The sequence below is a fragment of the Dyella sp. genome (assembly GCF_051954575.1).
Taxonomy (GTDB): domain Bacteria; phylum Pseudomonadota; class Gammaproteobacteria; order Xanthomonadales; family Rhodanobacteraceae; genus Dyella_B.
This window is the reverse complement of sequence record NZ_JBQCHP010000034.1, coordinates 1-25465: the sequence shown is the minus strand read 5'-3', so window position 1 is coordinate 25465 and position 25465 is coordinate 1. Positions and strand designations below refer to the sequence as shown.

Genomic DNA, 25465 nt, shown 5'->3' with positions numbered 1-25465 from the left:
CCTGATCTATTCCGCGCAGGCGTTACCGGCTCTGCCTGCGCGCAGCAGCTCTTCGGCGCGCTGCCTCGACGATGCGCCAGTCTGCTTTCGCCAGCGCACCTGTGATCTGCACGCAGACAGAACCGGTCCCACCTGCGCCGAATAAATCAGAGCATCCCTTACCTGAAGCGCCAGCCGTCGAGTTCCACCAGCAGCTCGCGCCGGCACACGTCGCCGTGCATCAACAAGACCGGCACGCCAGGCAGCCGCCGCTGCAATAGCTCGCGCACGCGAGCCGCATCGGTGGCGTGGCGCACGTAGCCTTTCAACGGCGAATGCGTGTCGAAGCCGGCGGGCATGTCCGCGGTGGCCAGCAAAGCTTCCAGGTTGAGCAAGGTCTCGTTGAGTTGTGCCTCCACGTCGCCTTCGTGCGCGGAGGCATGGCCAACGACAGCGGCGGTGCCGGAAATCGCCAAAGCATCGCGTGCAGGCATCAGCATGCCGCGCGCGAACCCCGGCGACGTGCGGCCGTATTCGCGCGGGTAACGCCACGCGCTGGTCTGGCGCGGGTTTTCGATAGCAACGCCTTCATCCACGCAGGCAAGCAGATAGATCTGCAGCACCGGTTCGTGATGGTGATGCCCGATCGCCGTGGCTGCCGGAAAACCTTCCGCAAAAAAATCACCCAGCCCGGACGCGCGTCCGTTGCAAAACTGTTTATAGCGTTCGGCATCGCCCTCGCCGAGATTGATGTCGGCGATGTAGTTCCAGATGCGCAGCACATGGCGTTCGTCGCGCGTGCGCATGAAGCGGCGCAAGCTGTCATAAGCGAGGCGGGCGGCGTCTTCAATGTTGCCGGTTTTGCGCTCGTCCCATTCGATGGCCGCAAACAACCAGCCGCCGCCTGCCGACCAACGCAGCTTGTCGTGGCGGCCGTGGGTTACCAGGGCATCGACTTGCCATGCTTCCAGTGGCGCCGGCGCATCGAAGCATTCCAGCGGTACGCGCAGCCAGCGCGCATCCTCGCTGGAGGCCGCGCCGGCGCCGAAGCCGAAGACGGCCAAGGTGCCCGCCTCGGTCAGCACCGTCGACGGGGACGTCATGCGGTACGTCACGCTGAGGGCACATGGCAGGGCGGATTTCGCCTGCAGATGTTCGTTTGCCTGAACCATGCTTGGAAACAGCAACCGGGACCGAAAGACCCCTATGTTACACTGGCCGGCCACCCAGCCCCGCGGGGCTGGCCGTGTATCCGGAGCACTGACCCACGCATGTCCACGCAGACCCCAGCCGAACGCGAACTGGCCACCCTGATCGTGGACGCGCTCAACCTCGAAACGGTCGAACCGGCCCAGATCGATCCCGAAGCACCGCTGTTCGGCAGTGAGCTCGGCCTGGACTCGATCGATGCCCTGGAGATCGCCCTGGCCGTCTCCAAGCGCTACGGCATGCAACTGCGGTCGGATCATCCGGACAATCAACGCATCTTCAGCAGCCTGCGCGCGCTTTGTGAACATATTGAACGCGAGCGTACAGCTTGAGCCGGCATTAATCCGTTCGACAGCTTGAACGGGCATCATCAGCACGCCTCCCCTCCGGCGCTCAAGTACACGTGGATTCGCGCACTGCCAGTGATATCCCTTATCGCACCGAGTTTTGCGTGCCGGCGGAGCATCCGTGCCTGCCGGGACACTTTCCGGGCCATCCGCTGGTACCGGGCGTGCTGATGCTGGAGCAGGTGGCGCGAGCCTTGCGCGATTGGCGCCAGCAACGCCTTGTGCGTGTGCGCGAAGTGAAGTTCCTGGCGCCGCTGCATCCGCAGGAAATGGTCGAACTGGAGTTGACCGGTCGCTCCGGGCAAGTCCGTTTCGAAATGCACCGCAATGGACAATTGCTGGCGCGCGGCGCGATCGAGGGCGAAGCGTGAGCGATCACTGGCAAAACCAGCGCGAAGGCGGCAACCGTTTCTGGCTTGGCGTGCTGGTTTCCGCCTCGCTGCGTTTTGGCCATGGCTTCATGCGCCATTTTCTGTATCTGATCAGCCTGTACTACTTTCTGCGCCGCGGTGCGGAGCGGCGCGCTTCGCGTGATTACCTCACGCGTTTGTTCGGCCGTCGCGCGAAGCCATGGCAGGTGTTCAAGCATATCCACTACTTCGCGATGACCCAGCTCGATCGCATCTACCTGCTGGCGCAGGGCGAGCGCGGCTACGACATCGAAGTGAACGGCATCGAGCACCTACAGCAGTACATCGCGCAAGGGCGCGGCGTGCTGCTGGTCGGTTCGCACCAGGGCAGCTTCGAGGTATTGCGCACACTGGCCGCACGTTGTCCGGATGTGCCATTGCGGGTGCTGCTGGACAAGCAGAAAACGCCGACCATGACCGAATTGCTGGAAGCGCTCGCCCCGGAAGTCGGCGAAGCGGTAATCGACGTCTCGCAAGGCGGCGCGGCGACCACGCTGGCGATTGCGGAAACCTGTGGCGCCGGCGGCATGGCGGCGCTGCTGGCCGATCGCGGGCGTGCCCATGAAGCGCTGCGCCGGGTCGATTTTCTCGGCGAGCCGGCGCCATTCCCGATCGGTCCGTGGCTGTTGGCCAGCAAGCTGCAAGCGCCGGTGTTCCTGTGTTTTGGGCTCTATCGCGGCGGGCGCCGCTATGCGTTGAGCTTCGAGCTGTTCGCGGAGCGTGTGGATATTCCGCGCGATGCACGCCAGCAGGCGCTCGACGACATATTGCGGCGCTACGCACAGCGCCTAGAACATTACGCGCGTCTGGAACCGTACAACTGGTTCAACTTCTACGATTTCTGGCAACAGGAAAGCACGCAGCCGCATGCAATGAGCGAAACCCGCGCCATTGGCGAGGCTTGATATGCTCACTCGGCAACACTGGGCAAGCCGCATTCCCCATGCCTATGACATGGCGCTGATCGATGCGGTGGTCGACTGGACCGAAACGACTATCCACGCGATCGGCGAGCGGCATCGTCCTGACACGCATCCGCTGCGAAGCCCGGCCGGATTGCATGCAGTGCAACTGGCCGAATACGGCGCCCAGGCGCTCGCCGTGCACGCGGCGCTGCTCGGGGACACTGGCGGTCGCGCGGGCAGATTGGTGAGCGTGCGCGACATGCATTTGGCCGTCGAATATGTCGATCTTTCGCAAGGGCGTCTGGACGTCCAAGCCGAACGCATCTATGTCGATGATCGCGGCGCGCAGTATCTGTTCAAGGTCGAACAACAGGGCCGGATGCTGGCGTCTGGCCGCGTCGTGGTGATGTACGTGGCGCAGTGATCCGAGCCGTCGCCTGCATCGTCACGCAGTGCGGCGCGAATAGGTGTCGTCCACGATCAGTGGCGCCGCACGCGAGCGGCTGTAGCTCGCCCACACCTTGCCGTAATGGAACACCCGCCCGATGGTGTACATGCTGATACGCAACACGTCGCGCACCGGGCTGAAATGACTCAGGCGGAATGAACCCTCATAGCGCGAGGCGATCGGCACCGATACGATCCCTAAGTTTTTTTCGCGCGACGCCGCGATCAACACGGCCGCCTCGAACACGAAATTCTGCGCATCCAGTTCCACCAGGTCGAGCGCGCTGCGCGGATACCAGCGTTGTCCGCTCTGCGTGTCCGCCACCGGTTGCGCGCACGCCCATGAAATGCCCCAGTCGGCGAACGCATTGGCGCGGCGGCGCCCCTTGGGTTGTTGGTCGCGCTGCAACAGGCGCGCGCCAATCACGATGTGATCTGGAAAGCGCTTGCCCACGTCGACCAGGCGCGGAATGTCATCGGCCAAGTGTTGGCCATCGCCGTCCATCGTGACCACTGCGTCAAAACCCTGCCGCAGCGCTTCGCGAAAACCTGTGCGCAAGGCTTCGCCTTTGCCCTGGCGTTGCGCATGGCGCAGCAATGTAACAGGTAGCGTGTTGACCAGTTCCGGCGTGCGATCGTCGGAACCGTCGTCGATGACGATCACCGGCACGTTCAAGCGCAATGCCGATTTCACTACCGAGACAATGGCTTTTTCCTCATTGAGGCAGGGAATCAACACACACCAACGCAACATGCCGCTCACGCCGTAACCTCGATCTGTAAATGCAAGCCAAGCTGATCGGACGCCGCCAGCACGCATGCACCTTCACCCTTCGCGAGCATGGCAAGCAAGGGGAGGCATGCCGCCGAAGGATTTTCGTCCATCCACGCCGCCCATGGTGCCGGTAGCGGCCGATGATGGGGCGCAGCGGCCGTGGTCGCCAGACGCAACCGCGTACCGGCACGCGCAGCCGGCGCAATCACCAAGGCGCAACCGAAGGCCTGCGTGCAGCCGATCAATTCGCCGAGCGGTCCCACGCCTGCGGTATCGCTGGCTACCAGCAGCACGGGTCGATCGTCGACATCGGCAAGCACGGCCGCCTCCAGCAGGCCTGCACCGAAACTCGCGTTGCCTGCACATACTGCGCCCGAAGGCGCACGGCAGTCGGTGGCGATGGTCCAGTAGCCGGCTGCGGCGTTATGTACGGAATTGTGGAAGCGAGTGGGTGAAAGCTCGGTGGGCGCGCGCGCCAGAACGCGACACATATAGTCGGTGGTGGCCTGGTCGCCGTAGGCCGATGTAAAAACGCAGGCCAGGTTGGCGGCGGGGCGTCCGCTCATGGCGACCGCCTGCGTGGCCGCTTCGATCGCAACCAGCACGCTTTCCGGTGCGCGCCGCCGCTCGTTCGGTGATAGCGCCAATGCTTCAGGACGTGCGCTTGAGCTCGGTTGCGCATCGCCGGCAAGCCATTGGCGCAGCGCGTCGAAATTCGCAAGCCGCGGCGACCACAGGCCGATGCCTTCCACCTGGACAGTCACGGTATTCATGCGTTCGCGCCCGCGCGCGCAAAGGCAAGGCATGCGTTGCTGCCACCGAAGCCGAACGAATGGCTGAGCGCCACGTTCACCGGACGCGTTTCGTTATGCCATGCAAAGTGAGGCGTACACATCGGATCGGGATGCACAACGCCCGCATTGCCCGGCACAAAACCTTCGCGCAGCGCCAGCAGCGAAAGCACCGCCTCCAAGATGCCGGCGGCGCCCAAGGTATGTCCCGTCAGCCCCTTGGTGGAACTGACTCGCGTGCTGGCCGGAAACAGGCGCGCCACCAATGCCGCTTCCATCGCATCGTTTTTCTGGCTCGCCGTGCCATGCAGATTGATGTAGTCCACCTGCGAAACGTCCAGGCCGGCACGCTCGAGCATGTCGCGCAGCGCGAGTTCCGCACCGGTACCTTGCGGGTCCGGGGTGGACATGTGATGTGCATCGCTCGACTCGCCACAGCCGAGCAAGCGTAGCGGCGCATCGGGATGCACATCGACGCGTTCGAGCAACGCAAAGCCCGCGGCTTCTCCGATCGAAATGCCGCGCCGCGCCGCATCGAACGGGCGGCACGGTTCGGGCGAAACGAGCTCGAGCGCGTTGAAGCCGAACAGCGTGCTATCGCACAGCGAATCCACGCCGCCCACGATGGCGGCGTCCACCAGGCCAAGACGGATGAGCCGCTCGGCGCTGGCAAACACCTTGGCGCTGGAAGAACAGGCAGTGGAGAGGGTGAGGCAAGGACCGCCGATCGCTAGTGCAGCGGCAACGAACGCGGTCAGCGAGTGCGGCGTGTGGATCGGCTTGCGATGCAGTTCTGCCGGCAGACGTTCGCCATCCAGATGCCGATAGCCTTGTTCGGTGGCCGCAATGCTGGCGGTGGACGTACCCAGCAACAGCGCCATGCGCGTTGTGCCGTAGCGTTCGCGGGCGGTGCGTACCTTGGCGAGGAAATCATCCTGCTGCAGACCCAGCCAGGCGAGGCGGTTATTGCGACAGTCCCATTGCGCGTAGCTCGCCGGTAACGCGGCATCTTCCAGGCCATCGACACGCCCGATCCAGCACGGCAGCGGCGCGCTGCTGAAATCGTTGGCGCGCAATCCGCTGCGTTGATGGCGAAGCGCATCGAGCTGGGCGTCCAGGCCCAGGCCCAATGCGGAGGTGGCGGTAAACGCCGTTACCGCAAGGGGAAGGGTGGTCACACGCATGCCGCGAGCCTAGCCAGCGGGCAGGGGCTTGCCTAGATGGCCTTGCAGGCCATGGTGGCTGGCGTTCATTTGATCCATCGCCGTTTTCTGTAAAGGCGGCCTTGCTAAGCTTGCGCGGATGATCCCAAGCGGACGAGCCGATGAAAAGCGAGCAGGTCGAACACGTCGAACATTTCTTGCGCGCCTTGCAGGACCGCATCTGCCACGCGGTCGAACAGGCCGATGGCCAGGCCCATTTTGCCGAGGATGCGTGGACGCGTCCCGGCGGTGGCGGTGGTCGCACGCGCGTGCTGCGCGAGGGCGCTGTGTTCGAACAGGCCGGAGTGAACTTCTCGCTGGTCCATGGGGACAAGCTGCCGCCCAGCGCCACCGCGCACCGGCCGGAATTGTCGGGCGGCGGCTTTGTCGCGACCGGCGTTTCGCTGGTGCTGCATCCGCGCAATCCGTACGTGCCGACCACGCATGCGAACGTGCGTTATTTCGAGGCGCGCAAGGAAGGCGTCGAGCCGGTGTGGTGGTTCGGCGGCGGCTTCGATCTCACGCCGTTCTATCCGTTCGAGGAAGACGTGCGACATTGGCATACGGTGGCGCGCGACGTGTGCGCGCCGTTCGGTTCGGACGTCTATCCGCGCTACAAGCAATGGTGCGACGAGTATTTCTACTTGAAGCACCGCGCCGAAACGCGCGGCGTCGGCGGCTTGTTCTACGACGACCTCAGCGAAGGCGGCTTCGAACGCTGCTTCGCGTTCACGCAAGCCGTTGGGCAGGGCTTTCTGGATGCGTATCTGCCGATACTCGATCGCCGCAAAGACCTGCCTTACACCGAGCGCGAGCGCGAGTTCCAACTCTATCGTCGCGGACGCTACGTGGAATTCAATCTCGTCTACGACCGCGGCACCTTGTTCGGCCTGCAATCGGGCGGCCGCACCGAATCGATCCTGATGAGCCTGCCGCCGCGCGTGCGTTTCGAATACGCTTACCAGCCGGAAGCAGGCTCGGCCGAAGCGCGGCTTGCCGAGTATCTCAAGCCGCGCGAATGGGTGTGATCATTCCAGCGGCTGCGCGCCGCTGAAGCGCGTTGGTGTGGCGCCTTTTACCGGGCCGATCTGTGCGCTGTCGCTGACCTGCAGGACCACTTCACGGCGAAAATCCAACGTGCCGCGAACGACGGCATGCGGACCGATCACCACACGCGGCGGCCGGCTGGAAAATCCCCAACCGTGCTGCTCGTTCACGACAATGCCGGCATCGACACGGGAGCCTTCGCCGACGTTGATGTCGCCGCTGGTGGTTTCCAGGCCGCCACCGACATGGGCGTGATCCAGCCGGATCGTGCCATTGACGTTGGCGACGTTGCCGGTGACTTCCGCGCCGGGTTGCAGCGTAATGCCCCCGTTCGTGCTGGTGACCTCGCCATGCACCTGGGCGCTCTCGCCGAGCGTTTCCCCGCCGTTGACGGTATGCAGGCTGGCCGCTTGCGCTTTGTTGCCCAAATGCACCGAGCCGTTGACCGTGCTTGCCTCCTGCACCGTGGCGCCGTCGCCGATGTTGACCGAGCCGTTGACGCTATGCACCGCGCCCGCGTGTTGCCCGGCATCGACCGTAACCGAGCCGTTGACCTTGCTGATGTCCTGGGCCGCCACTGCCAGGGGCAGCAGCAGTGCTAAAGCCAGCATGTGCGAAACGGGACGCATAGCGAAAACTCCTGTGGGGATGGACCTTACATAGGATGCGCGCGATCGTCGGCCGGTTTAGCGTGACTTCCGACACGGGCAGGAATTGACGTAGCTCAACGGCGCCTTCACCATTCCCCACTTGTCTCGCTCGACGCCATTCAATCCATGCACAAGCTCGTCCTGATCCGCCACGGCCAATCCCAATGGAATCTCGAAAACCGCTTCAGCGGTTGGGCCGACGTCGACATCACCGAGCAGGGCGCCGCCGAGGCGCGCGAGTCGGGCGGGCTGCTGCTGCAGGCGGGCTATCACTTCGACGTGGCGCATACCTCGGTGCTCAAGCGCGCGGTACGCACGCTGTGGCACGTGCAGGATGCGATGGACCTGATGTGGATCCCGGTGCTCACCGACTGGCGCCTCAACGAGCGCCACTACGGCGGGCTCACCGGCCTCAACAAGGCTGAGACCGCGGCCAAGTACGGCGAGGACCAGGTGAAGATCTGGCGCCGCAGCTACGACATTCCGCCGCCCCCGCTGCCGCGCGCGGAAAACCCGTCGCTGAAGGATCCGCGCTATGCGGCACTCGATCCCAAGCTGATCCCCGACACCGAGTGCCTGAAGGACACCGTGGCCCGCGTGATGCCGTACTGGGAGGAAGTGCTGGCGCCGGCCATCCGCAGTGGCCAGCGTGTGTTGCTGGTTGCGCACGGCAATTCGATCCGCGCGCTGGTGAAGTACCTGGACAACATCTCCGATGACGACATCGTCGAATTGAACATCCCCAACGGTGTGCCGCTGGTGTACGAATTCGACGAACAGCTCAAGCCGCTGCGCCACTATTACCTGGGCGACGCCGATGCGATCGCGGCCAAGCTGGCGGCGGTGGCTAACCAGGGCAAGGCCAAGTAACAGGCCATACGCATGACAAGCGTCCATCGCCTGTCATGAAAAGCACTGTTAATCTGCCCGGACTTTCCTGTGCGGACAGATTCCATGGCACCTCATTTCGGCTTGTCGCTGGCGATGATCCCGGTGATCGTCTTCGCCGTCTGGCGGCGCGTTCGTACCCAGTTCGGCCTGCAGCCGATCCGGCGCAACCGGATGACGGTGCGCATCGTGATCTTTGCACTGATCGGCAGCTTCATCGCCAACTTCGCCCTGCACGACGCGCGCCTTTTAGAAGGGCTGGCCGGTGGCGCGATCGCTGGGGTGGCACTGGGCCTGCTCGGGCTCAGGTTCACCCGCTTCGAGCTGGATGCGGTGAAGGGTGACTGTTATGTGCCCAACCCCTATATCGGCTCACTCATCACGGTCCTACTGCTGGCGCGGCTGGTGTGGCGCTTCGCCATGCTCTCGCCGCAGTTGCAGGACCCGACCGGCGCCACGCCGCCGATCCACGGTCCCGACATCGGCCATAGCCCGCTGACCCTGGCCATGTTCGGCCTGTTCGTGGGGTACTACATCAGCTACTACAGCGGCCTGCTGATCCATCACCAGCGCATCGTGCGTAGCCGGCCGGCGGTGGCGGACCAGGCCTGACTACAGGGCGTCGCGGTCGAGCTCGCCGGTGCGGATACGGATCACCTGTTCCAGGTTGCTCACGAAAATCTTGCCGTCGCCGATCTTGCCGGTGCGGGCCGACTGGCTGATCGCCTCGACCACCCGCTCCACCTGATCGTCGTCGACCGCCACTTCCACCTTGATCTTGGGTAGGAAGTCGACCACGTATTCGGCTCCACGGTACAGTTCCGTATGGCCCTTCTGCCGGCCGAAGCCCTTGACCTCGGTGACAGTGATCCCTTGCACGCCCGCCTCGGCGAGCGCCTCGCGGACATCGTCCAGCTTGAACGGCTTGATGACAGCCACAACCAATTTCATGAAATTTTCCTCGGCGGGACGACGGCCCGGTCGCGCGGTGCGGAGCATAGCCATTCTGACGCCTGGAAGGCAGCCCGTCCCGCCTTTGTAGGAAAATGCCTACAAGTTTTGACGGAGCTCACCGATGGCGCTGCTTTCCCCCTTATCCATACACTTTCTCTCGACGAGTTCGAGGTGCCTACCATGATGGGCAGGCAGGATATCGATCAGATTGCCCTACGACTTGTCTCGTTGGTTCCGCCAGGGATGGTAGACGCGCACAAGGATCTGCGCGCCAATTTTCACGATATCCTGGCGCAGGGACTGCGCCGTCTCGAGCTGGTTACCCGAGAGGAATTCGACGTCCAGACCCAGGTATTGGCGCGCACCCGCGCCAGGGTCGAGGAGCTCGAAAAGCGCGTGGCGGAGCTGGAATCCGCCTTGTCGCCTCCAGGGACTTAAGTCAGTTCCGGTAGCCGTCCCCGATTCGTCACCATCACCCCAAGGAATCGGGGGCGGCCGTTTTTGCCCCGAGATCCCACGGAGTCGCTCGATGGATCGACCAAGCAGCGACGCCATCCGCATGCCCCCTCGCAGCATTTTATGAGCCTGGCCGTTACGCTAAGCCGAGCCCAGGAAGGGGTGGCCGCACCGCAAGTGATGGTGGAAGTGCACCTGTCCGGCGGCTTGCCCAGCACTCATATTGTCGGCCTGCCCGAGGCAGCGGTACGCGAAGCGCGCGATCGGGTGCGCGTGGCGATCCTCAGCGCCGCGTTCGAATACCCCAACCGCAAGGTCACGGTAAACCTCGCCCCGGCGGAGCTGCCCAAGGACGGCGGCCGCTTCGATCTGGCTATTGCGCTGGGCATCCTGGCCGCGGGCAATCAGGTTCCCCGCGAAAAGCTCGACGACTGCGAATTTCTAGGCGAACTGGCGCTTTCTGGCCAGCTGCGTCCCGTTTCCGGCGTGCTGCCGGCCTTGCTGCGCGCGCGTGCGCGTGGCCGTCGCGTGGTGGTGCCGCGGGCGAATGCCGACGAAGCCGCGTTGATCTCGGAAGTGGACGTTCGTGTGGCTGACACACTTGCGGACGTTTGCGGCTGGCTGCGCGGTTCGCAGGAACTGTTGCAACCGATATCTGCGCTCACCCTGGCGCCCGACACCGCCGCCGGCCCCGACCTGATCGACGTGCGCGGCCAACTGCAGGCGCGGCGCGCGCTGGAGATCGCCGCCGTCGGCGGCCATCACCTGTTGCTGATGGGCCCCCCTGGTACCGGCAAGACCATGCTGGCCGAACGCCTGCCCGGCATCCTGCCGCCGATGACCGAATCGGAGGCGCTTGAAACCTGCGCCGTGCTGTCGGTGGCGGGACAGTCCGTGGACCCCATGCATTGGCGTCGCCGTCCCTTTCGCGCGCCGCACCATACGGCCTCGGCGGTGGCGCTGGTCGGTGGCGGTTCGGCGCCGCGGCCCGGGGAAATCTCCCTCGCCCACAACGGCGTGCTGTTCCTGGATGAGCTGCCGGAATTCAGCCGCCACGTCCTGGAAGTGCTGCGTGAACCGCTGGAGTCGGGGAGCATTCTGATTTCCCGCGCGGCCCGCCAGCTTCGCTTTCCCGCCCAATTCCAACTGGTGGCGGCGATGAACCCGTGCCCGTGTGGCTATGCCGGCGATACGCGCCAGCGCTGCCGTTGCACGCCCGATCAGGTACAGCGTTATCGCTCGCGCATTTCCGGCCCGCTGTTCGATCGCATTGATTTGTGCGTGGAAGTGCCCGCCGTGCCCTTGAGCGAATTGAGCGCCCAGCGCAATTCGCAAGGCGAGGATTCGGCCACGGTGCGCAAGCGTGTGATGCGTGCGCGCCAGCATGCGCTTGCGCGTGCTGGCCGACCGAATGCGGAAATTAGCAATCGCGAACTGGAGCGCGATTGCGCGTTGGGGCCGACAGAACGCAGATGGTTCGATACGGCGCTGGAGCGGCTGGGGCTTTCCGCGCGCGCCTATCATCGAACCCTGCGCGTGGCGCGTACGATTGCCGATCTGGATCACGGCGCGGCGGCGCTGGATCGGCAGCATCTGGCCGAAGCATTGCAATACCGCCGCCTGTCTCTGGTATCCGACTGACTCATCCATTCCACTCCCTTCTCCACATGCATGGAGAAGGGAGTGACGATAAAAAAGCTACGCCGCCGACGCGCGATGGAATTGCGCTTCCTCCGTCGAGCCTTTCAGTGCGGTGGTCGACGACTTGCCCTGCTGGATCGCCTGCGTCACCGCATCGAAATAACCGGTGCCCACTTCGCGCTGATGCTTCACCGCGGTAAAGCCCAGCTCCGCCGCCGCAAATTCCTTCTCCTGCAATTCCACGAACGCACTCATCTGCCGGCGCGCATAGGCGTGGGCCAGCTCGAACATGCCGTAGTTCAGGCTATGGAAGCCGGCAAGCGTGATGAACTGGAACTTGTATCCCATCGCGCCGAGTTCGCGCTGGAATTTCGCGATGGTGGCGTCGTCCAGGTTGCGCTTCCAGTTGAAGCTGGGCGAGCAGTTGTAGGCGAGCAGCTTGCCCGGGAACTTCGCATGGATCGCTTCGGCGAACTGGCGCGCCTGTTCCAGGTTCGGCTGGCTGGTTTCGCACCACACCAGATCGGCGTACGGCGCATACGCCAGGCCGCGGCTGATGGCTTGCTCGATGCCGGGACGCACGCGGAAGAAGCCTTCGACGGTGCGCTCGCCGGTGGTGAACGGTTGATCGTTCTCGTCGATGTCGGAGGTAAGCAGATCGGCCGCATCCGCATCCGTACGTGCCACCAGAATGGTCGGCACGCCGGCGACATCGGCCGCAAGGCGCGCGGCGTTCAACTTCTCGACCGCTTCGCGCGTGGGCACCAATACTTTGCCACCCATGTGGCCGCATTTCTTCACCGATGCAAGCTGGTCCTCGAAATGTACGCCCGCAGCGCCTGCTTCGATCATCGCCTTCATCAACTCGAACGCATTGAGCACGCCGCCGAAGCCCGCCTCTGCATCGGCGACGATCGGCACCAGCCAGTCGGTATCGTCCTGGCCTTCGGCATGATGCAACTGGTCGGCGCGCAGCAAGGTGTTGTTGATGCGCTTGACCACCTGCGGCACCGAGTTGGCCGGATACAGCGATTGATCCGGATACATCTCGCCGGCCACGTTGGCGTCGGCGGCCACCTGCCAGCCGCTCAGATAGATCGCCTGCAGGCCCGCTTTCACCTGTTGCATCGCCTGATTGCCGGTCAATGCACCAAGTGCGTTGACGAACGGCTCCTTGTGCAGCGATTTCCACAAGCGTTCCGCACCACGACGCGCCAGCGAATGCTCGATGCTTACCGTGCCGCGCAAGCGCACCACATCTTCGGCGGTGTAGCTGCGCTGGACACCGGCCCAGCGCGGATTGTTTTTCCAGTCCAGTGCGATCTGTTCGGCAGTCGGCAAATGCGTTTTCATGATGTCACTCCGTAATGGTTGGACGGCGCGCGCTCAGGCGAGCTGTTCGTAAGCGGGAAGCGTGAGGAAGTCGCCGAGTTCGTCGGCGTGCGTCAACGCCGATAGCAACTGCGCGGCGTCGGCGGCACGACGTGCACCGGGCAGCGTGCTTTCCTGCAGACGGTGCGCATGCGTGGCGAGCGCGTGGTCGAACAACGCGAAATCGATCGGTGCATGATCGGGAAACACCAGGTCGCCATGGTGCAGCCACTGCCACAACTGCGCGCGCGCGATCTCCGCAGTGGCCGCGTCTTCCATCAGGTTGTGGATCGGCACGCAGCCCAAGCCTTCCAACCATGCCGCGGTGTAGCGCAGCGCCACTTCCACGTTGTTGTCGAAACCGGCGCGGGTGATGGTGCCACTGCAGGGTGCGATCAGCGTGTCGCGCTCGGCATGCACGTCCTCGCGCTTTACGTGCAACTGGTTCGGCGTCGGCATGTGGCGATCGAAAATCTCCAGCGCCACCGGCACCAATGCGGGATGCGCCACCCAAGTGCCGTCATGGCCGGCCTGCACCTCGCGCAGCTTGTCGGCGCGCACCTTGGCCAGCGCTGCCTCGTTCGCTTCGTCGTCGTTCTTGATCGGGATCTGCGCCGCCATGCCGCCCATGGCGAAGGCGCCGCGACGGTGGCAAGTCTGGATCAGCAGTTCGGAATACGCTTTCAGGAACGGCACCGTCATCACGACCTGGCCGCGGTCGGGCAGCAGGCGATCGCGGTGGCCGCGGAAGGTCTTCAGGTAAGAAAAAATGTAATCCCAGCGTCCGCAATTGAGGCCGACCGCGCGCTCGCGCAACGCGTAGAGAATCTCGTGCATCTGGAACACCGCCGGCAGCGTTTCGATCAGCACGGTGGCTTTCATTGTGCCGTACGGCAGGTCGAGTTCGTCCTCGGCCAGCGCCATCACCTCGTCCCAAAGGGCGGCTTCTTCCATCGCTTCGAGCTTGGGCAGGTAGAAGTACGGGCCACGTTGCTGCGCATATAGCGCGCGAGCGTTGTGAAAGGCGAACAGGCCAAAGTCGACCAGCGCACCTGCGATCGTTTCGCCGTCCACTGTGATATGCCGTTCCGGCAGATGCCAACCGCGCGGGCGGACCACCAGCAATGCCGGGTTGGTACCCACGCGGTAGTGCTTGCCCTCGGGCGAGCGATAGTCCAGCCGACCGTTCACCGCATCGCAAAGATTGACCTGGCCGTCGAGCTGGTTGGCGAAGCTTGGCGCGGAGGAATCCTCGAAATCGGCCATGAACACCTTCGCGCCGGAATTGAGCGCGTTGATGATCATCTTGCGCTCGACCGGGCCGGTGATTTCCACGCGACGGTCCTGCAAGCTGGCCGGAATCGGCGCCACGGTCCAGTCGCCTTCGCGGATCGCCTGGGTGTCGGGCCGGAAATCCGGCAACACGCCCGCGTCGTAGCGGGCCTGGCGCTCGCGCCGGGCTGCCAGCAACTGCTGGCGCCGGGGTTCCGCGAACCGGTGCAGGCGGCCAAGGAAGGCCAGGGCGTCAGGGGTGAGAATGTCCACGTAACCGGCGATGTTGGCATGAACCTGGACGGGCCGGCTGACGAGTTTTTCGCTGGGTACTGCCATGGGTTTGCTCCATCTCAGGGTTGGGTCTGGGTGGAAACGCTAGGCCAGTGAGCCTATATTTGACAAAGCAAATGTTTCAATTTTTGATATTAAAAAAATCAATACATACACTAAGGTATTGAAACTGCTGTCATCCAAGGGCTCGCCCGGAGGCCGGGACATGACAAAAAAGCTACCGCCGACCGCTCCGAAAACGCGCAAGCGCGCGGCACCATCCACACCCGACGCCGGCCGCTATTACTACAAAGGCAGCCGGCTCAAGCAGATGCGCGCCTTCGTCACTACGGTCAAACTGGGCACGCTCAGCCGTGCGGCGGAAGCGCTGTATCTGTCGCAGCCGTCGGTCAGCCTGCAGTTGCAGGCGCTGGAGCGCGAGCTGGGGGCGGAACTGCTGCACCGAAGCCGGCGGCGCATCAACCTCACCGACGCTGGCGAAGCGCTGTACGAGTTGGCGCGGCCGTTGGTGGAAGGGTGGGAAAACCTCGATCGCCAGTTCCACGCCAGGGTCAAGGGCATGCAGGCGGGCAAGCTCACCGTCGCGGCCGGCACCTCCACCATCCAGTATCTGCTGCCCGAGCTGGTGCGGCGGTACCGCGAGCGCTTTCCGGACGTGCAACTGCAACTGGCCAACGTCACCGGCAAGGATGGCCTGTCGCTGTTGCGCGCGGACGAAGCGGATTTCGCCGTCGGCTCCATGCTCGACGTACCCAACGACATCGCCTGGGCGCCGGTCTATCACTACGACCCGATGCTGATCACGCCACTGGATCATCCGCTGGCGCGCAAGGAAAGCGTGTTGCTGGAAGACCTCTCGCCCTACGGCCTGATCCTGCCGCCGCAACGCCTGTCCACCTATCGCCTGGTGGATCTGGTGTTCCAACAGCGGCAGGTGTCCTACCACGTCGCGATCGAAGTCGGCGGTTGGGACGTCATCAAGGAATACGTGGCGATGGGCTTAGGCATATCCATCGTCACTGGCATCTGCATCACCGACGCCGATCGCCAGCGCCTTGCCGTGCGCAATATGCGCCAGTATTTTCCGCAGCGCAGTTATGGCGTGGTGATGCGCAAGGGGAAGTTCCTGAGCAAGGAGGCGCAAGCGTTCATCGACCTGATTCGGCCGGGTTTGCTGACCCATCGCGATTACGACGAACCGGGACATTCGGAGCGTTGAGCCACACGTGCCGGCCTGGACATTTGGCACGTGGGCATGGCCGAGCGCCGCGATAACCTCGCGCAGCGTCACCCACTAACCAGGGATACTCGCCATGAAGCCGCGTCACCTTCCGCTCGCCATCGCGATGACCTGTCTGGCGGGTTCCTGCTACGCCACCGATGAGGCATCACAGGTGCTGGAACCCATCCATCGTTTCTTCGATGCATTCGGCCGGCAGGACAAGGCCGGCATGCTCGCCGTGGTGGCGCCGAACATTCAAATCACCAGCGTGCAAAATGGCGCATTGCATCGCCTGAGCATAGAAGGGCTGGCAGATACCATCGCAGCACATCGTGGCGCCAGCCTGGCCGAGCGTATCCATGATCCGAAGGTGCATATCGATCACGATCTTGCCGTGGTGTGGGCGCCTTACCGGTTTTCGCTAAACGGACATGTGGATCATTGCGGCACGGATGTCTTCACGCTCGGCAAGATCGATGGCCGCTGGCTGATCATCGGCGTGTCCGACAACGAAAGAAAGGACCATTGCCCGTAGGTTGGGGTGCAAACCCCAACATGGTGGTGGAACGACGTTGAGGTTTGCACCCCAACCTACGTCAGCTGCGCTGCTGCAGCGCCAGCTTCACGCCGAACGCCACCAGCACCATTCCGCACACACGATCCATCCACTGCCCAAGCTGCGGGCGAGCGGTCAACAAGCGATGGATGCGCCCGCCCATCAGCGCCAGTACGGTCGACCAGGTCAATCCGGTGCCGATAAAGCTCAAGCCCAGCAGCACCAATCCAAGCTGCGGATGCGCCGCGTGCATGGAAACGAATTGCGGCAGAAAGGCGAGAAAGAACAGCGCCACCTTGGGATTGAGCACGTTGGTCAACATGCCTTGCCGGAACGCCGCGGCAAATCCCTTCCCGCGCGTTTCGGTCGGCTGCCGCGTGGTGGCGCGCGAGAGCGTCATGCGCAGGCCGATCCATATCAGATAGGCCGCACCCAGGTACTTCAACACGCTGAAGGCCAGCGCCGAGGTCATGAGGATTGCCGAAATGCCCAGCACTGCCGCAAGCGTGTGCACGATGCAGCCGGCGTTGATGCCCAGCGCCGCCGCCATACCCACCGCATGCCCTTCGCGTCCACTGCGCGTAAGGATGTAAAAGGTATCCAGTCCGGGCGTGAGGTTGAGCGCAATGCTGGCGAGCAGAAACGCCTCGTAATGCTGGATGCCGAACATATCCACGTGTATCCCCTGTTTTATGGTGCTTCGGTATTGCGATGCTTGCCACGATACGGACGAAACAGCACCCGGATCGCCGCCATGTCCGCATCCGGATCATCGGTGGCCCGGATCAGCGGCCCCAGCGTGAAGGTCTTGCTCGGGTAGTCGATGAAGACCGGCTGGATCGGCACGTTCGCCTCGCGCGCAATGCGAAGAAAACCGGATTTCCAATGCGTGACGTGCTTGCGCGTGCCCTCGGGCGTAATGCCCAGCCACATCCGTTCCTGTTCGTCGAAGCGCTTCACCATCTGGCCGACCACGTTCAAGGCCGCCTTGCGGTTGATGGGGATCATGCCGATCGGGCGCAGGATGATGCCCAGCGGCCCCTCCAGCACTTCGCGCTTGATCATGATGTTGATGTTGATGCCCAGCGCGATCTTGATCATCAATCCCCACACGCCGTCCCAATAGGAAGAATGCGGTGCGCCGATCAAAATCACTTTGGGCTGATCAGGAAGCTGTCCCAGCAGGCGCCATCCGGAAAGCCGCAGCAGGCCGCGCATCAGCCAGGGCCAGAAACGGCTGTCGATGCACGGGGCTTGCGGCGGCACCGGTGGCAGGAACGCGTCGCTCACTCGTGGCTCCAGGAACGCGAACGATTTTGCTTGAGCTTGCCCCGCTGCTGCTTGCTTTCCAGCCGGCGTTGTTGCGAGGCGCGGGAGGGCTTGGTGGCGATGCGCTTCTTCGGCGCGATCAGCGCGCTGCGCAGGATCTCCACCAGGCGTTCGCGGGCGTCTTCCCGGTTGCGGCTTTGGTCACGGAAGCGGCGTGCCTGGATCACCAGCACGCCCTCATCGGTCATGCGCCGGTCGCGGCGCGCGAACAGGCGTGCCCGCACGTCTTCCGGCAGGGAGGGCGACTGCGCCACATCAAAACGCAATTCCACCGCGCTTTCGGTGCGGTTGACGTGCTGGCCGCCGGGGCCGTCGGCGCGCAGGAAACGCACGACCAGCTCGGATTCCGGCAGGGTGATGGATCGGCTTACGGGCAACATGGCCGTAAGTTTAGCTGGTCGGCATTACGTTTCGTCTGTCGGCAACGACCAACAGAAGCGTTCCAGCAGTGCCTGGAACGTTGCATCAAGCGGCGCCTCCAGCAGCATTGGCCGGCCGTCGAGCGGATGCCGGAAGCGCAGCCGCCACGCATGCAGCAGCATGCGGTAACAGCCGAAATACTGTTTGTAGAGACGGTTGTGGTCGCTACGGCCATGCTGGCAATCGCCGATTACGGGGTGATGCAGATGCGCCATGTGCTTGCGGATCTGCCGGAAGCGGCCGGTCTGCGGCTCGGTCAGCACCAGCGCATACCGCTGCTGCGGATAACGGCCCAGCGCGATCGGCACTTCCACCGTGGCCAGCCGGCGATAGGCGGTGCGCGCGTCGCGGCGCGGGCCGGTCTGGCGCGAACCCGGCAACGGATAATCGACCACACCTTCCGTCGGCTCCGGCCAGCCGCGCACCACCGTGAGGTATTGCTTGTGCACGCCGCGGCCCATGAACTGCTCGCCGAGCGCGGCGGCGATCTCGGTCGAGCGGGCGATCAGCAGCACGCCGCTTGTGGCGCGGTCCAGCCGATGCGCCAGGTACAGCGTGCCGCCGACTTGTTCGCGCAGCACGTCGATCAGGAAAGTATCGGCATTGCCGACCATCTTCGAGCGATGCACGGCCAGGCCGGCAGGCTTGTTGACCGCGATGATGGCGTCGTCTTGGTAAAGGATGTCCAGCATGGATGAAGCGCAGGCTACCGTCGCATCCATCCGAATCCGAACGAAAGAAAGCCACATGCTGCCATGGCGATGGGCAGCAATGGGCCGTGCGGATGCCCGAATGTCCACAGCACCGTGGCGCAGATCAACAAGGTCGTGCCCAACAACGCGCTGCCCATTACTTCCAGCATGCGGCGCACCAGCCGGCGCTGATGCGTGAGGTGTTCTGCGTCATGCAGCAAGCGCTGTTCCCCCAGTGCGATCTGACGCATGGCATCACGCACCAGTTCCGGGAGCTGCGGCGCATTGTGGAACCACTCCGGAATGCGCTTGCGAATTTCGCGCATGGTGCGCAAGGGGCTGTAACGTTCGCGCAGAATCCGCTTGAGCACCGGATGCGCCACCGCCCATATATCGATGTCCGGATCGAGCAGCCGGCCCACGCCTTCGATATTGAGCAAGGTTTTCTGCAGCAGGATCAGCTGCGGCTGCAGCGTGAGCTCGAAGCGGCGCGCGGTCTGGAACAATTTCACCACCAGTTCGGCCAACGAGATCTGCGACAGCGGCCGGGTGAAATACGGCTCGCACACCGTGCGCACGGCTGCTTCCAATTCGTCCAGCCGCACGCTGGCCGGCATCCAGCCTGCATCCACGTGCAGCTTGGCGATGCGTGCGTAATCCCGCTCGAACAGCGCGATGAAATTCTGTGCCAGCCAATACTGGTCGGCCTCGGGCAGCGAGCCCATGATGCCGAAATCCAGCGCGATGAAGCGCGGTTCATTCGCGCGGGTCGGATCTACCCAGATGTTGCCCGGGTGCGCATCGGCGTGGAAAAAGTTGTCGCGGAACACCTGTTCGTAGAACAGGCGCACACCCTTGGCGGCCAGTTGCTTGCGATCGATGCCGGCCGCGTCGATGGCAATGATGTCGTCGCAGGAAACGCCGGTGACGCGCTCCAGCGTGAGCACGCTGGCGGTGGTGAGCTCCCAATGCACTTCCGGCACGTACAGGTCGACACCGCTGATGAAATTGCGCCGCAACAGGCTGGCGTTGGCGCCTTCGCGCTGCAGGTCCAGCTCGTTCTCCAGCATCTTCTCGACTTCGGCCACCGCGTCGAGCGGGCGGATCTTATCCGCGTTCGGATGCCAGCGCTGCGCCATTTCGCCCAGCGAATGCAGCAGGCTCACGTCGCGCGCGATGCGCTCGTTGATGCGCGGACGCAGCACCTTCACCACCACCGCACGCCCATCGTGCAGCGTGGCGGCGTGCACCTGCGAGATCGATGCCGAAGCCAGCGGTACCGGATCGAAACTGGCGTACAGCGTGCCGACCGGCAGCTTCAATTCGCGCTCGATGATGGCGCGCGCCTGATCGCCGGGGAACGGTGGCACCTGATCCTGCAGCAAGGCCAGCTCATCGGCGATGTCGGCGGGTACCAGGTCACGCCGCGTCGACAGGATCTGGCCGGCCTTGACGAAGATCGGCCCCAACTCGTTCAAGGCCAGCCGAATGCGTGCGCCGCGCGACAGCGGGCGCACATCCACCACTGGTCGCCCCAGCAGGGGACGCACGAACTTCAGCGGACGGAACAAATGAGTGGCGTCGACCAGCTCGTCGAGTCGATAGCGCAACAGGACGATGGCGACGCGCAGCAAGCCGGGTACCACCTTCCACGACGTCACGAGCGCGCTCCCTGGTGCAGGCGTTCGAGCCGTGCCAGCCGTGCTTCCAGTCGTTCGCTGCGTTCGCGCAAGGTGTCGACGTCGTCGAGAAAGCGTTCCACTTCGCCCGGTGCGACGGCGATGCCGGTTTCATCGCGCAGCCAGGCCGCACTGTCCTGGCTGAGATGCGACGCCGTTTCGCGCGCATGCGCCAGACCTTCGCGCACCGCCTTGGCCAACGGCACGCCGAGCACGTCGCCGAAGCTGCGGGCGAAGGCTTCCTCGAAATCCGGCGCGAAGCCGCTGGCCAGTTTTTCCAGGCGCCGCGCCAGTTCCGCATCGCCGGCGATCTCGACTTTGCCCGGCGCCAGGCTTTCGTCGTGACGGCGGAACAGCATGGAAAGCAGGCTGCCGGGTGTCGCCGCCACGCGCAAATCGCTGCGTTCCGCCGCCGGCCCCACCTTCAAACGCTGGCCTTCGACGGTTATCGCCAGCGCCACGCCCACGCCTTGCAGATGCAGTTGCACGCTGCGCCCATCGAGCGAGGCGAGCTTGGCCAGGCTTTCCGGATCGAGCGAAAGCGCGTGGTTGAGTGCGCTTTCCAGCGCGCGGCCGGCCAGCTTGCGCAACGGCCGGGGCAACAGATCGGGGGCAGCAGGTGCAGTCATGCCGCGATTGTAGCCGGGCGCGCGCTGCGCTTGCCGTGATCAACCCTTCTCAGGGGCGGGCCGCATTCGGAAAGCCAAGCTGTCGCCACGCTTCATACACCGCCACGGCCACGCTGTTGGAAAGATTCAAGCTGCGGCTGTCGGCGCGCATCGGCAGCCGCAGTCGCTGCTCGGCCGGCAATGCGGACAACACCGTATCGGGCAGGCCGGCGGTTTCGCAGCCGAACAGCAAGGCATCGCCGGGTTTGAACTGCGCTTCCACGTGCCAGTTGCGGCCACGTGTAGAAAACGCGAAGACGCGCGGATGATCGAGCGCGGCGAGGCAGGTATCCAGATCGTCGTGTACGCTGACGCGCGCGTATTCGTGGTAATCCAGGCCGGCGCGTCGCAGGCGCGCATCGTCCAGTTCGAAGCCCAGCGGACGGATCAGGTGCAGCGCGGCGCCGGTGTTGGCGCACAGGCGGATCACGTTGCCGGTGTTGGGCGGGATTTCGGGGCGGAAGAGAATGACATGCAGCATGCCGCCATTATCGGATGGGCCGGCACAAATGTGCGGCGATCAGCCGGCCGTCCGTGCATGCCCCGTCGCGCTGGAGGCGACCGCGGCGACCGTGTGCCCTGCCGCCGGCATGGCCGAAGCAGGCTTGGCCATCACCATCGCCAGCAGCGTGAGTCCGCATGCCAGTACGCAGGCGCCGAACAGACCGCGAAGAAATAGCGTTTCGAATTTCATGGTGGTTCTCCGTATAACGTCTTGAGGGAAGGCTCAACCCGCCGAGCGCACGCAGATCATGTCGTCGACGAAGGGCACCACGCAGGAGGACGGCGCCGAGGTCAGCAAGGCGGCGATCGAGCTGGTGAAGGCCAGATGCATCGGCGCGGGCCTGCTGGTGACCATGGCCGCCAGGATCAGTCCGCACACCAGCATGCATGCCACGAACAAGCCGCGCAGGATCACTGTTTCGAATTTCATGTCCGCATCTCCATTTCGATAAAAGAGGCTCGAGGCCTACGCCCATTTGTCAGCAATCCCCGTGCCAGCCCCGTTTGCAGGCGCAATGCGTTGATGTAAAAGGGTTTGACTCTGCATGTACGGATGCGGCGGATTGTCCGCGGACACCGGACACGCCGCATCGGACAGTGTCCGCGGGCCAGCCAGCTGCGTTGCGCTAAGCAGGCGTTCTGCGTTGAGCCATGGCGGCGCGCTACGATGCGATGCAGTTGCTCTGACCCTTCTCGCTTCGATGGAGTTACCTATGCGCAAGACCCTGCTGCTGTTCGCACCTGCCGTGCTGCTCGGCGGCTGTACCTGGGGCATCAATCCCGATCCGGGTTCGAACAGCGTTCGCACCGTGTGGAGCGGCGAGGTCACCGGTTGCCGCGACCTGGGCAAGATCACCGTCTCGGTGATGAGCCGCGTCGGGCCGTTCGACCGCAACGACATCAAGGTGCGCGACGAACTGCAGGTGCAGGCGCGCAACAGTGCCCTGGGCATGCATGCGGACACCATCAAGCCCTTGGGCGAACCGGTGGACGGTTCGCAAGCCTGGGAAGCGTATGTATGCGGCAGCCGCCAGCCGGGCTCGTCCACGCCGCCGCCGGTGCAAAACCAGGGTGCGCAGCCTATGCCGCAACCGCCTCAGCAGCAAGGCGGGGGATTCCAGACGTATCCCGCAAAAGGCGGTTGAGTTAGCCGAAGACGCCATGCAGATACGCCTGCATGGCGTTCTGCATTTCCAGCAAGGCCGCCTGGCGGCCCGGCATGCCCGGTTCCGCCTGGATCGCCGCGGCGCCTTTCATCATCTGTTGCACGACGACCGCCGCCGCATACATCTGTTCATCCGAACGATGGGGTGCGCGGCGTGCCAACAGCGCCTGCAGTTCGGCGCGCAAACGGCGGCGAATGTGCAAACCATCGGCGGCCGGCATCGGCATGGATTCCACTAGCGGCACGAACGCAGGATGGCGTTTGCGGAAATGGATCAGGAATCCGCACAGTCGTTCGGCCCACTCTTCCAGGCTCCAGTGCGCCGAGGGTTCGGCAAACTTGCCAAGTTCTTCGTAAACCGCTTGCGCGTATTGCTGCATCAGCGCGCGCGCCAGCGCTTCCTTGGTGGGAAAAAATTGATACAGCGATCCGATCGACGCACCGGCGCGCGCCGCCACCTCGGTCATCGTCGTACCGTCGTAGCCTTTCTCGACAAAGCACGCGCCGGCCGCCTCCAGCAGCGCGGCCACACGCTCGTGACCGCGTTGGCGTTGGGGTTTGCGACGCACATCGGTTGAATTTTGTGAGGGCATCCTCATAAACTCCAAAGTGAGGATATCCTCACTTTTCGAATGGAGCATCTCGTGGAAAAGCTCGATCCGCGCCGCACGGCGCTTGTTCTCGTCGATTTGCAGAAGGGTATCCTACCGTTCGCGGCCGGCCCCCACACTGCCGCTGAAGTGCTGGCCAAGGCCGGCGCGTTGACCAGGCGTTTTCATGAGCTTGGCTCGCCGGTGGTGCTGGTGCGTGTGGGCTGGTCCGCCGACGGCGGCGACGCGTTACGCCAGCCGGTCGATCAGCCGCCGCCTGCGAGGCCGAAGTCGGAAGACTGGTGGGACTTTCCCGACGAATTGGGCGTCATCGACAGCGACATCCGCATCATCAAGCGCCAATGGGGCGCGTTCTACGGCACCGAACTGGAACTGCAGTTGCGTCGCCGCGGTGTCGAGCACATCGTGCTCGGCGGCATCGCCACCAACATCGGCGTGGAGTCCACCGCGCGCAACGCGTGGGAGCTCGGATTCGGCATCGTCTTCGCTGCGGATGCGATGAGCGCGAAGAGCGGCGAGCAGCATGCCTTTGCGATCGATACCATCTTCCCAAGACTGGGACGTGTGCGCGCAACGGCGCAGGTGTTGGAGATGCTCCATTGAGTGGCGAATCCTGAAGGTTCGCATCGTCACACCGGTCCGTTCGCGCATCCGATACCGCTACGCGACGTTCTCTTCACGCCCATTTGTCCGCCAAGGACCTCCCCGGCGGTCGTTCTTGCTGCGTCGCCGCGTGAAGGTCTGCACGCTGCCCGAAGCGTCATGGCGCCGACCATGCGCATTTGTGTGAGTTGATTAGCGCGTCCGGTTTTTGCGTCGCAACGTAAACGTTTACAGCAACGCCTTTACAAGCCGCCATGAAAACGTTTACGTTTGCGCCGGCCCTTTAGGATGTAGGGACATTCATCCAACAAGAGGACGCTTTCGATGACGACCAAAAACGCAACCATCAAGGATGTTGCGCGCGAGGCAAACGTCTCGGTCGCTTCGGTATCGCGTGTGCTCAACGGCCTGGGCGGGGTTACGCCCGAAACGCAGAAGATCGTGCGTGAAGTGGCCTCGCGCCTCAATTACATCCCGGACAATGCCGCACGCAGCCTGATCACCGGCCGCACGCACACCATTGGCGCGGTGCTGCCGGACCTGTATGGCGAATTCTTTTCGGAACTGATCCGCGGCATCGACCTGGCCGCACGTGCACGCGGACTGCACTTGCTGGTATCCAGCTCGCACGATGGCGTGGCGGATGCCGCCGCCGCAGTGCGTGCGATGCGCGGACGCGTGGATGGCATGCTGATTTTTTCCGAATACGTCGATGCAGCGTTCCTGCAAGAAAACCTTCCCGAGAAACTGCCGGCCGTACTGCTGGACAGCCCGGTCAAAAGCACGCGCTATCCGGTGCTGAACATCGACAACCGCGCCGGCGCTGTCGCCATGGTGCGGCACCTGGTCGAAGCGGGGCATCAGCAGGTTGCCTTCATCAGCGGCCCGAAGACCAACTTCGATGCGCAGCAACGCGAAAAAGGCTATCGCGCCGCCATGACCAAGCATGCGCCGGGCGTGCCACTCATCATCGTCGATGGCGATTTCACCGAGGAATCGGGCTATCGCGCCGGCCGCGAACTATTGACCAAAAAGCCGCGCCCGCAGGCCGTGTTCGCCGCCAACGACATGATGGCGGTCGGCTGCCTCATCGCGCTCGCCGAAAGCGGGCTGCGCGTCCCCGACGACATCGCGCTGGCGGGTTTCGACGACGTGCCGATCGCGCGCTACGTGACGCCGCAGCTCACCACCGTGCGCGTGCGCATCGCCGACCTCGGCCGTGCCGCGTTCACGCGCCTCATTGCCGAGTTGGAAACGCCGGGAGCGTTCCCGGCGCGAAGCGAAGTATTGCCCTGCGAAATCGTCGTGCGCGCCTCCTGCGGGGCCGCCCGATCCTAGCCACCGAACCATCATCGCCAGCGTGCCGGGGAGAGAGCCA

At 63.9% G+C, this 25465-nt stretch carries 32 protein-coding genes; 14 read left to right on the top strand and 18 right to left on the bottom strand.

Translation table 11 applies throughout. The features are described from left to right. Positions 1-158 precede the first annotated feature (158 nt). Entirely contained in the window at positions 159-1151 is a 993-nt protein-coding gene (locus ACTHNE_RS05060; protein WP_414649709.1) for a pteridine-dependent deoxygenase, read from the bottom strand. A gap of 99 nt (positions 1152-1250) precedes the next feature. On the opposite strand from ACTHNE_RS05060, the gene ACTHNE_RS05055 reads away from it, so the two are divergent. From ACTHNE_RS05055 to ACTHNE_RS05040, 4 genes are all read left to right on the top strand, one after another. Continuing rightward, the gene (locus tag ACTHNE_RS05055; RefSeq protein ID WP_324939510.1) at positions 1251-1520 is read left to right on the top strand and encodes a phosphopantetheine-binding protein; all 270 of its coding nucleotides are present in this window, start codon (positions 1251-1253) and stop codon (positions 1518-1520) included. Between the two features lie 71 nt (positions 1521-1591). Further along, a complete protein-coding gene (locus ACTHNE_RS05050; protein WP_324939514.1) occupies positions 1592-1906 on the top strand; it encodes a 3-hydroxyacyl-ACP dehydratase FabZ family protein in 315 nt (104 codons plus the stop codon). Beyond that, on the top strand, positions 1903-2850 hold the full coding sequence (locus ACTHNE_RS05045; protein ID WP_324939518.1) for an LpxL/LpxP family acyltransferase: 948 nt from the start codon (positions 1903-1905) through the stop codon (positions 2848-2850). The genes ACTHNE_RS05050 and ACTHNE_RS05045 overlap by 4 nt, the downstream gene beginning before the upstream one ends. A gap of 1 nt (position 2851) precedes the next feature. Beyond that, the gene (locus ACTHNE_RS05040; protein WP_324939521.1) at positions 2852-3274 is read left to right on the top strand and encodes a phosphotransferase; all 423 of its coding nucleotides are present in this window, start codon (positions 2852-2854) and stop codon (positions 3272-3274) included. 21 nt (positions 3275-3295) lie between these two features. Here ACTHNE_RS05040 and ACTHNE_RS05035 read toward each other — a convergent pair whose 3' ends face one another. The 3 genes from ACTHNE_RS05035 to ACTHNE_RS05025 are packed head-to-tail and all read right to left on the bottom strand — an operon-like array spanning position 3296 to position 6047. Next, entirely contained in the window at positions 3296-4051 is a 756-nt protein-coding gene (locus ACTHNE_RS05035; RefSeq protein WP_324939524.1) for a glycosyltransferase family 2 protein, read from the bottom strand. A 5-nt stretch (positions 4052-4056) separates the two neighbouring features. Next, positions 4057-4845, bottom strand: a complete 789-nt coding sequence (locus ACTHNE_RS05030) for a beta-ketoacyl synthase chain length factor (RefSeq protein ID WP_324939527.1) — start codon at positions 4843-4845, stop codon at positions 4057-4059. Beyond that, positions 4842-6047: a beta-ketoacyl-[acyl-carrier-protein] synthase family protein gene (locus ACTHNE_RS05025; RefSeq protein ID WP_324939530.1), complete on the bottom strand. Its 1206-nt coding sequence runs from the start codon at positions 6045-6047 to the stop codon at positions 4842-4844. The genes ACTHNE_RS05030 and ACTHNE_RS05025 overlap by 4 nt, the downstream gene beginning before the upstream one ends. A gap of 140 nt (positions 6048-6187) precedes the next feature. Here ACTHNE_RS05025 and hemF point away from each other — a divergent pair, with 140 nt between their 5' ends. Further along, positions 6188-7093, top strand: a complete 906-nt coding sequence (gene hemF / locus ACTHNE_RS05020; protein WP_324939533.1) for an oxygen-dependent coproporphyrinogen oxidase — start codon at positions 6188-6190, stop codon at positions 7091-7093. Here hemF and ACTHNE_RS05015 read toward each other — a convergent pair whose 3' ends face one another. Then, a complete protein-coding gene (locus ACTHNE_RS05015; protein WP_324939536.1) occupies positions 7094-7741 on the bottom strand; it encodes a hypothetical protein in 648 nt (215 codons plus the stop codon). Between the two features lie 147 nt (positions 7742-7888). On the opposite strand from ACTHNE_RS05015, the gene gpmA reads away from it, so the two are divergent. Both gpmA and ACTHNE_RS05005 read left to right on the top strand, forming a co-directional pair. Further along, positions 7889-8632 (top strand): 2,3-diphosphoglycerate-dependent phosphoglycerate mutase, encoded by a 744-nt coding sequence (gene gpmA / locus ACTHNE_RS05010; protein ID WP_324939539.1) that lies wholly within the window; start codon positions 7889-7891, stop codon positions 8630-8632. Positions 8633-8716: 84 nt separating this feature from the next. Continuing rightward, positions 8717-9262, top strand: coding sequence for a DUF1453 domain-containing protein (locus ACTHNE_RS05005; RefSeq protein ID WP_324939541.1), 546 nt, complete (start codon positions 8717-8719; stop codon positions 9260-9262). On the opposite strand, the gene glnK is transcribed toward ACTHNE_RS05005, so the two are convergent. Further along, complete coding sequence (gene glnK, locus ACTHNE_RS05000) at positions 9263-9601, bottom strand: P-II family nitrogen regulator (protein ID WP_324939544.1); 339 nt, start codon at positions 9599-9601, stop codon at positions 9263-9265. A gap of 108 nt (positions 9602-9709) precedes the next feature. Between glnK and ACTHNE_RS04995 the strand changes: the two genes are divergently transcribed. Together ACTHNE_RS04995 and ACTHNE_RS04990 are read left to right on the top strand one after the other, a co-directional pair. Further along, the gene (locus tag ACTHNE_RS04995; protein ID WP_324939547.1) at positions 9710-10042 is read left to right on the top strand and encodes an accessory factor UbiK family protein; all 333 of its coding nucleotides are present in this window, start codon (positions 9710-9712) and stop codon (positions 10040-10042) included. A 141-nt stretch (positions 10043-10183) separates the two neighbouring features. Further along, on the top strand, positions 10184-11701 hold the full coding sequence (locus ACTHNE_RS04990; protein ID WP_324939550.1) for a YifB family Mg chelatase-like AAA ATPase: 1518 nt from the start codon (positions 10184-10186) through the stop codon (positions 11699-11701). Between the two features lie 57 nt (positions 11702-11758). Here ACTHNE_RS04990 and aceA read toward each other — a convergent pair whose 3' ends face one another. Continuing rightward, positions 11759-13054, bottom strand: a complete 1296-nt coding sequence (gene aceA, locus ACTHNE_RS04985) for an isocitrate lyase (protein WP_324939553.1) — start codon at positions 13052-13054, stop codon at positions 11759-11761. Between the two features lie 33 nt (positions 13055-13087). Beyond that, positions 13088-14683, bottom strand: coding sequence for a malate synthase A (aceB, locus tag ACTHNE_RS04980; protein ID WP_324939556.1), 1596 nt, complete (start codon positions 14681-14683; stop codon positions 13088-13090). Between the two features lie 160 nt (positions 14684-14843). Between aceB and ACTHNE_RS04975 the strand changes: the two genes are divergently transcribed. Continuing rightward, positions 14844-15857 (top strand): LysR family transcriptional regulator, encoded by a 1014-nt coding sequence (locus ACTHNE_RS04975; RefSeq protein ID WP_414649710.1) that lies wholly within the window; start codon positions 14844-14846, stop codon positions 15855-15857. Between the two features lie 94 nt (positions 15858-15951). Then, entirely contained in the window at positions 15952-16395 is a 444-nt protein-coding gene (locus tag ACTHNE_RS04970; RefSeq protein ID WP_324939559.1) for a nuclear transport factor 2 family protein, read from the top strand. Positions 16396-16456: 61 nt separating this feature from the next. Here the strand turns inward: ACTHNE_RS04970 and ACTHNE_RS04965 are convergent, their stop codons facing one another. The 9 genes from ACTHNE_RS04965 to ACTHNE_RS04925 are packed head-to-tail and all read right to left on the bottom strand — an operon-like array spanning position 16457 to position 22138. After that, entirely contained in the window at positions 16457-17086 is a 630-nt protein-coding gene (locus ACTHNE_RS04965) for a LysE family translocator (protein ID WP_440268678.1), read from the bottom strand. Positions 17087-17106: 20 nt separating this feature from the next. After that, the gene (locus tag ACTHNE_RS04960) at positions 17107-17706 is read right to left on the bottom strand and encodes a 1-acyl-sn-glycerol-3-phosphate acyltransferase (RefSeq protein WP_324939562.1); all 600 of its coding nucleotides are present in this window, start codon (positions 17704-17706) and stop codon (positions 17107-17109) included. Next, positions 17703-18125, bottom strand: coding sequence for an alternative ribosome rescue aminoacyl-tRNA hydrolase ArfB (gene arfB / locus ACTHNE_RS04955; protein ID WP_324939565.1), 423 nt, complete (start codon positions 18123-18125; stop codon positions 17703-17705). The genes ACTHNE_RS04960 and arfB overlap by 4 nt, the downstream gene beginning before the upstream one ends. A 24-nt stretch (positions 18126-18149) precedes the next feature. Next, positions 18150-18857, bottom strand: a complete 708-nt coding sequence (locus tag ACTHNE_RS04950) for a pseudouridine synthase (RefSeq protein ID WP_324939568.1) — start codon at positions 18855-18857, stop codon at positions 18150-18152. Positions 18858-18871: 14 nt separating this feature from the next. After that, a complete protein-coding gene (ubiB, locus tag ACTHNE_RS04945) occupies positions 18872-20518 on the bottom strand; it encodes a ubiquinone biosynthesis regulatory protein kinase UbiB (RefSeq protein ID WP_324939570.1) in 1647 nt (548 codons plus the stop codon). Continuing rightward, the gene (locus ACTHNE_RS04940; RefSeq protein WP_324939573.1) at positions 20515-21165 is read right to left on the bottom strand and encodes a ubiquinone biosynthesis accessory factor UbiJ; all 651 of its coding nucleotides are present in this window, start codon (positions 21163-21165) and stop codon (positions 20515-20517) included. The genes ubiB and ACTHNE_RS04940 overlap by 4 nt, the downstream gene beginning before the upstream one ends. 49 nt (positions 21166-21214) lie before the next feature. Beyond that, positions 21215-21685, bottom strand: a complete 471-nt coding sequence (trmL, locus tag ACTHNE_RS04935; RefSeq protein ID WP_324939576.1) for a tRNA (uridine(34)/cytosine(34)/5-carboxymethylaminomethyluridine(34)-2'-O)-methyltransferase TrmL — start codon at positions 21683-21685, stop codon at positions 21215-21217. A 39-nt stretch (positions 21686-21724) separates the two neighbouring features. Further along, on the bottom strand, positions 21725-21898 hold the full coding sequence (locus tag ACTHNE_RS04930) for a hypothetical protein (protein WP_324939579.1): 174 nt from the start codon (positions 21896-21898) through the stop codon (positions 21725-21727). A gap of 33 nt (positions 21899-21931) precedes the next feature. Further along, positions 21932-22138 carry a hypothetical protein gene (locus ACTHNE_RS04925; RefSeq protein ID WP_324939581.1) on the bottom strand — a complete coding sequence of 69 codons (207 nt, stop codon included), beginning with the start codon at positions 22136-22138 and terminating at the stop codon, positions 21932-21934. A gap of 283 nt (positions 22139-22421) precedes the next feature. Between ACTHNE_RS04925 and ACTHNE_RS04920 the strand changes: the two genes are divergently transcribed. Further along, positions 22422-22853, top strand: coding sequence for a DUF4156 domain-containing protein (locus ACTHNE_RS04920; protein ID WP_324939584.1), 432 nt, complete (start codon positions 22422-22424; stop codon positions 22851-22853). 1 nt (position 22854) lies between these two features. Here ACTHNE_RS04920 and ACTHNE_RS04915 read toward each other — a convergent pair whose 3' ends face one another. Next, positions 22855-23442, bottom strand: a complete 588-nt coding sequence (locus ACTHNE_RS04915) for a TetR/AcrR family transcriptional regulator (RefSeq protein ID WP_324939587.1) — start codon at positions 23440-23442, stop codon at positions 22855-22857. 75 nt (positions 23443-23517) lie between these two features. On the opposite strand from ACTHNE_RS04915, the gene ACTHNE_RS04910 reads away from it, so the two are divergent. After that, a complete protein-coding gene (locus ACTHNE_RS04910; protein ID WP_324939590.1) occupies positions 23518-24087 on the top strand; it encodes a hydrolase in 570 nt (189 codons plus the stop codon). 324 nt (positions 24088-24411) lie between these two features. Then, positions 24412-25425, top strand: a complete 1014-nt coding sequence (locus tag ACTHNE_RS04905) for a LacI family DNA-binding transcriptional regulator (RefSeq protein ID WP_440268676.1) — start codon at positions 24412-24414, stop codon at positions 25423-25425. The last annotated feature ends 40 nt before the right edge of the window (positions 25426-25465 follow it).

What these genes read in the sequence shown, in the direction of transcription:
- ACTHNE_RS05030 (WP_324939527.1), bottom strand. Translation starts at nt 4,845, where the DNA reads ATGAATACCGTGACTGTCCAGGTGGAAGGCATCGGCCTGTGGTCGCCG.
- ACTHNE_RS05055 (WP_324939510.1), top strand. Translation starts at nt 1,251, where the DNA reads ATGTCCACGCAGACCCCAGCCGAACGCGAACTGGCCACCCTGATCGTG.
- ACTHNE_RS04905 (WP_440268676.1), top strand. Translation starts at nt 24,412, where the DNA reads ATGACGACCAAAAACGCAACCATCAAGGATGTTGCGCGCGAGGCAAAC.
- ACTHNE_RS04990 (WP_324939550.1), top strand. Translation starts at nt 10,184, where the DNA reads ATGAGCCTGGCCGTTACGCTAAGCCGAGCCCAGGAAGGGGTGGCCGCA.
- ACTHNE_RS04975 (WP_414649710.1), top strand. Translation starts at nt 14,844, where the DNA reads ATGACAAAAAAGCTACCGCCGACCGCTCCGAAAACGCGCAAGCGCGCG.
- ACTHNE_RS04950 (WP_324939568.1), bottom strand. Translation starts at nt 18,857, where the DNA reads ATGCTGGACATCCTTTACCAAGACGACGCCATCATCGCGGTCAACAAG.
- ACTHNE_RS05040 (WP_324939521.1), top strand. Translation starts at nt 2,852, where the DNA reads ATGCTCACTCGGCAACACTGGGCAAGCCGCATTCCCCATGCCTATGAC.
- gpmA (WP_324939539.1), top strand. Translation starts at nt 7,889, where the DNA reads ATGCACAAGCTCGTCCTGATCCGCCACGGCCAATCCCAATGGAATCTC.
- trmL (WP_324939576.1), bottom strand. Translation starts at nt 21,685, where the DNA reads ATGCTGCATGTCATTCTCTTCCGCCCCGAAATCCCGCCCAACACCGGC.
- ACTHNE_RS04930 (WP_324939579.1), bottom strand. Translation starts at nt 21,898, where the DNA reads ATGAAATTCGAAACGCTATTTCTTCGCGGTCTGTTCGGCGCCTGCGTA.
- arfB (WP_324939565.1), bottom strand. Translation starts at nt 18,125, where the DNA reads ATGTTGCCCGTAAGCCGATCCATCACCCTGCCGGAATCCGAGCTGGTC.
- ACTHNE_RS05035 (WP_324939524.1), bottom strand. Translation starts at nt 4,051, where the DNA reads ATGTTGCGTTGGTGTGTGTTGATTCCCTGCCTCAATGAGGAAAAAGCC.
- ACTHNE_RS05005 (WP_324939541.1), top strand. Translation starts at nt 8,717, where the DNA reads ATGGCACCTCATTTCGGCTTGTCGCTGGCGATGATCCCGGTGATCGTC.
- aceB (WP_324939556.1), bottom strand. Translation starts at nt 14,683, where the DNA reads ATGGCAGTACCCAGCGAAAAACTCGTCAGCCGGCCCGTCCAGGTTCAT.
- ACTHNE_RS04925 (WP_324939581.1), bottom strand. Translation starts at nt 22,138, where the DNA reads ATGAAATTCGAAACAGTGATCCTGCGCGGCTTGTTCGTGGCATGCATG.
- ACTHNE_RS05060 (WP_414649709.1), bottom strand. Translation starts at nt 1,151, where the DNA reads ATGGTTCAGGCAAACGAACATCTGCAGGCGAAATCCGCCCTGCCATGT.
- ACTHNE_RS04940 (WP_324939573.1), bottom strand. Translation starts at nt 21,165, where the DNA reads ATGACTGCACCTGCTGCCCCCGATCTGTTGCCCCGGCCGTTGCGCAAG.
- aceA (WP_324939553.1), bottom strand. Translation starts at nt 13,054, where the DNA reads ATGAAAACGCATTTGCCGACTGCCGAACAGATCGCACTGGACTGGAAA.
- ACTHNE_RS04965 (WP_440268678.1), bottom strand. Translation starts at nt 17,086, where the DNA reads ATGTTCGGCATCCAGCATTACGAGGCGTTTCTGCTCGCCAGCATTGCG.
- ACTHNE_RS04970 (WP_324939559.1), top strand. Translation starts at nt 15,952, where the DNA reads ATGAAGCCGCGTCACCTTCCGCTCGCCATCGCGATGACCTGTCTGGCG.
- ACTHNE_RS05015 (WP_324939536.1), bottom strand. Translation starts at nt 7,741, where the DNA reads ATGCGTCCCGTTTCGCACATGCTGGCTTTAGCACTGCTGCTGCCCCTG.
- ACTHNE_RS04920 (WP_324939584.1), top strand. Translation starts at nt 22,422, where the DNA reads ATGCGCAAGACCCTGCTGCTGTTCGCACCTGCCGTGCTGCTCGGCGGC.
- hemF (WP_324939533.1), top strand. Translation starts at nt 6,188, where the DNA reads ATGAAAAGCGAGCAGGTCGAACACGTCGAACATTTCTTGCGCGCCTTG.
- glnK (WP_324939544.1), bottom strand. Translation starts at nt 9,601, where the DNA reads ATGAAATTGGTTGTGGCTGTCATCAAGCCGTTCAAGCTGGACGATGTC.
- ACTHNE_RS05025 (WP_324939530.1), bottom strand. Translation starts at nt 6,047, where the DNA reads ATGCGTGTGACCACCCTTCCCCTTGCGGTAACGGCGTTTACCGCCACC.